General features: G+C 51.6%; 1 protein-coding gene. It reads left to right on the top strand.

The features are described from left to right. Positions 1 to 191: hypothetical protein (locus CYD26_RS25355; protein ID WP_218197075.1), on the top strand; the 191-nt coding region annotated here is incomplete at its 5' end. Positions 192 to 339: the final 148 nt, after the last annotated feature.

The raw sequence follows: 339 nt of genomic DNA, 5'->3' as shown, positions 1-339 counted from the left end.
TCGGTCATGCCGGAGGGGTTTGTATGGTTAAAAATGAGTGCTCAAACGATGTGTTTGACACTCTCCGCTCTGCACGAGTGCAGTGTTACGGGTTTGGGTTCACCGGAACTGTCCGGAAATTTGATGCGTTAGACCTTGGCTCCGCCTATGTCGGTTTTGGATTTAATGCATCTCAGCCATTTTTAGGTTGAGTCTGTCCCTGGCTTTACGCCATTTTTCGCGAAACTCCGCGTTTTGAGCGATCCGCTCGTTAGTCATGAGATCCCACCGGTTCCCTACAGAACCACTCGTATCCATCTCCAAACAAGGTCGGGCTGCCAAGCCCGACCACGCCACTCA

It is taken from the genome of Pseudomonas sp. FFUP_PS_473 (assembly GCF_002858665.1).
Classification (GTDB): Bacteria; Pseudomonadota; Gammaproteobacteria; order Pseudomonadales; family Pseudomonadaceae; genus Aquipseudomonas; species Aquipseudomonas defluvii.
The sequence above is the reverse complement of the archived record's forward strand: the minus strand, read 5'-3'. Positions and strand labels throughout refer to the sequence as shown.